Consider the following 3,027-nt stretch of genomic DNA (forward strand, 5'->3'; position numbering starts at 1 on the left):
GTTGAAGCTCCACCCTTTGCACGTGAATGCCCATATTGCGGCAGGCGACAGGCCCAACGGCCATCGCAAAGCGCCCGACCGCGAAGAGACTGTTGCACTCCGGGGGTGATGACGGGTGATCTTGCAAAGATCCGCGAAGGAGCAGATCATGAGGTAGCAGAAGAAGTTGGGATATCCCTCACACGGAGGGGCAGCAGCTAGAGACTTTAGCCGGGTGGCCTGGACATACGCGTCCGCCACCCGGTCACAAAGAGCTTTGCGACCGTTCGTTGGTCTTGCGACCGGCTTTTACTGCGGGGTTTCGACGCCCCGGTTCACGGACAAAATCCGCGAACCGCCTGAGGCTATAGGCCAATCCTTAACGGATTGCGACAGTCCGAAGGACACAGCCATGCCGCTGGCATGGAAAAGGGCGTCGGTGGCGCTGATCCTAACGGACAGACGATGCGAAGGTTCTGAATGAAGGGAAAAACAGGGTCGGCATCCGCCGGCTCGGCCCTCGGTCGGAATTTTCGTCGTCGACCGGTTCTGCCGGTCATTCTCACCATCGCGTGTCCTTACCCCAGCTGCCTCGCGCGGCGTGGGCGGAGGGCATGTGCCTGGAGCACACCGCCTATGCTTCTCACACCCACCATCACCACCGTGAACGTCGCCGCCCTCGACGTCGGCCATCGGCTCGGCCTCGATCGGCAAATACCCATCGGCGCAGCGGTCCTGACCGCCCGCCTGCAAGGCCCAACGGTTCACTTCTCGCTCGACAGCTACATCCTGCGACCATCGGACCCCGCCGACGCGCTGCTGGCCTGGCTCGACCAGCGACTGACGACCGATGGCGCGACGATCACCGGCTACCGCCTGAAGGACGCGATAGCCCTACTCGATCGGCTGCCCAGCGCCGAATGGTCGCCAGCCCTCCGCGCGCTGGCGGGCTGCGGCCAGCAATATCTGCTCGATCTGTCGGCCAGCGTCGATGGTGGGCCGCTGACCCTTCAGCAAGCCTGCGTCCATTCGCAGATCCTGTGCGCGCCGGGCGATCCGAACCGCCGCTTCGCTGACTGGGTGCGGTCCGACGTCGATGAGATCGAGCAGGACGCACAGGTCGACGCGATCGCTGCGTTCCGGCTGGTCATACGTCGTCTCGCCAGGGTGAATCCGGTCGGTCGCAGCATCGCTGCGGCCATCAGCGGCCACTTCGCCGAATGGCTGGGCGAAGCCGATTACGCCGCCACCCGGCTCCATGTCGCGGACCTGCTGTCCGCCGCCGACTGATCCCACACGGCCGCATCGCGGCCAACCTCCAGGAAAAACCATGTCTCTCATTGATCTATCGATCGAGGAGCGCGGCTTCGCGCCCGCGTCGATCGCGCTCGCCGTCCGTACGATCGGCGCCTGTCCCGCCGCCCGCCACCGACCGGATGCCCGTATCCTCTGCGGGATCGGCGTCCTCACCGTCACGCCGGAGGGCGGTGGCTACCGTTTCTCCAGCGATGCCCGGTGTCTCGGCGAAGGTGATACGCCCCGCGATCTGCTCGACTGGCTGGAGCCGTACATTGCATCGACCGGTGCCGTGATCAGCTGGGATAACTTCGGCGCCGTGCCGCGCCGACTGCTCGCACTGGCTGATCCGGCGCGCCATCCGCAGATCATCGCGGCCGCGGCCGACACCGCAGGACGATGGCGGGCCCTGCCGCTCGGGCATACATGGCATCTCCGCCAGGCTGGCGCGCACCTCATGCCCTGCGTGTGCCCGCCGCAGACGCCGGTCGATGAATGCGAGGCGGCGATGCCGACCGTGCTGCTGCCGGACCCGGCAACCACCGCGGTCGAACTGATCGGCGAGGCCATCGCCGGATGGCAGTGCTGGGCACGACTATTCGGCGATTTCGACGACTCCGACCACCCCGCACAAGCCGCACTCCGCGCGCTTGCTCGCTGGCGCGGCGAGCAGCCCGCCACCCGCTGACCTTCCCTCAACCGATATGCGGCCGCGCGAGCGCCCGCCGGAGAGCCACCATGCACCACGACCTGACCTCGCTCTGGAAGAGCAACACGCCCCGCTTCGTCGTCGTCCTCGATGCCGAACTCGCCTACGACCATGAAGCGCACGCCCGCTACCAGTCCGCCGAACGTTTCCTGCCCACCGATGCCGCGCATTTGTCGCCGCGCGAACTGCGCACCGACCCGCGCGTGACACCGCGCTGGCCTTGCCACCAGGTCACGACGCTGAGCTGGCTGGTAATGACCGAAGCGGAAGACGGCCTGCGCCCGGTCCGACTGGAAACGCGCGGCCTGCCGGAACAGAACGAAGCCGCTGTCCTGAAGGCGTTTTTCGCCGACATGGAGCAACTGGGCCATGTCCAGCTGGTGACGTGGGGCGGATTCCACTCCGACCTGCCGCAGATCCTGATCGGGGCGATCGACGCCGGGTTGCAGCTGCCGTCTTGCCTCACCGGCCTGTTGTCGCCGTGGCGGCGCGACGCATCGGGCTGAGCAGCCCCCATCGGGTGGTCCGGGTTATTAGTTAGTGCATTGTCGTCTCCGCCGCCATTGCCGGTCGTAGGTGGAGCGAAGCGGAACCGGAGGCCGGCAATGGCGGTGTCGCCGCTTGTGGTGCGGGCGGCCGATAGCCCAGGCTGCTGTGCGGCCGGACGGTGTTGTAGTGACGGCGCCACGCCTCGATCAGTACCCTTGCTTCAGCGAGGCTGTAGAAGATCTCGCCGTTGAGCAGCTCATCGCGCAGCGAGCCGTTGAAGCTCTCGTTGTAGCCATTCTCCCACGGCGAACCCGGCACGATGTACAGCGTCTTCACGCCAACCTGCCCGAGCCATTTCTGAACCGCGGTAGCGATGAACTCGCTGCCGTTATCTGATCTGATATGCGCGGGCGGACCCCTCGCGATGAACAGGTCGGCAAGCGCTGCCAGCACGTCTTCGTGTCGAAGCTGGCGCGCGACGACCAGTGCCAGGCATTCCCTGCTGGCCTCATCGATGATGGTCAGTATCCGGAACTTGCGCCCGTCATGCGTCC

General features: G+C 65.9%; 3 protein-coding genes and 1 pseudogene. 3 read left to right on the plus strand and 1 reads right to left on the minus strand.

Translation table 11 applies throughout. The features are described 5' to 3' along the window. Positions 1–615: 615 nt before the first annotated feature. Genes CA237_RS19200 through CA237_RS19210 form a run of 3 tightly spaced genes read left to right on the plus strand, consistent with a single transcriptional unit; the run spans position 616 to position 2,490 of the window. On the plus strand, positions 616–1,269 hold the full coding sequence (locus CA237_RS19200) for a hypothetical protein (RefSeq protein ID WP_126015291.1): 654 nt from the start codon (positions 616–618) through the stop codon (positions 1,267–1,269). Between the two features lie 40 nt (positions 1,270–1,309). Beyond that, entirely contained in the window at positions 1,310–1,963 is a 654-nt protein-coding gene (locus tag CA237_RS19205; RefSeq protein ID WP_126015293.1) for a hypothetical protein, read from the plus strand. Between the two features lie 50 nt (positions 1,964–2,013). After that, positions 2,014–2,490 (plus strand): hypothetical protein, encoded by a 477-nt coding sequence (locus CA237_RS19210; RefSeq protein WP_241215563.1) that lies wholly within the window; start codon positions 2,014–2,016, stop codon positions 2,488–2,490. A gap of 31 nt (positions 2,491–2,521) precedes the next feature. On the opposite strand, the pseudogene CA237_RS19215 reads toward CA237_RS19210, so the two are convergent. Beyond that, positions 2,522–3,027 (minus strand): annotated as a pseudogene (locus tag CA237_RS19215) (IS3-like element ISGbe1 family transposase); the annotation flags it as partial.

The sequence above is a fragment of the Sphingomonas sp. ABOLH genome, from assembly GCF_003951715.1.
GTDB classification, from domain to species: domain Bacteria; phylum Pseudomonadota; class Alphaproteobacteria; order Sphingomonadales; family Sphingomonadaceae; genus Sphingomonas; species Sphingomonas hankookensis_A.

Excerpts from the sequence above, each read along its gene's own strand:
- CA237_RS19200 (WP_126015291.1), top strand. The coding sequence starts at position 616 with ATGCTTCTCACACCCACCATCACCACCGTGAACGTCGCCGCCCTCGAC.
- CA237_RS19205 (WP_126015293.1), top strand. The coding sequence starts at position 1,310 with ATGTCTCTCATTGATCTATCGATCGAGGAGCGCGGCTTCGCGCCCGCG.
- CA237_RS19210 (WP_241215563.1), top strand. The coding sequence starts at position 2,014 with ATGCACCACGACCTGACCTCGCTCTGGAAGAGCAACACGCCCCGCTTC.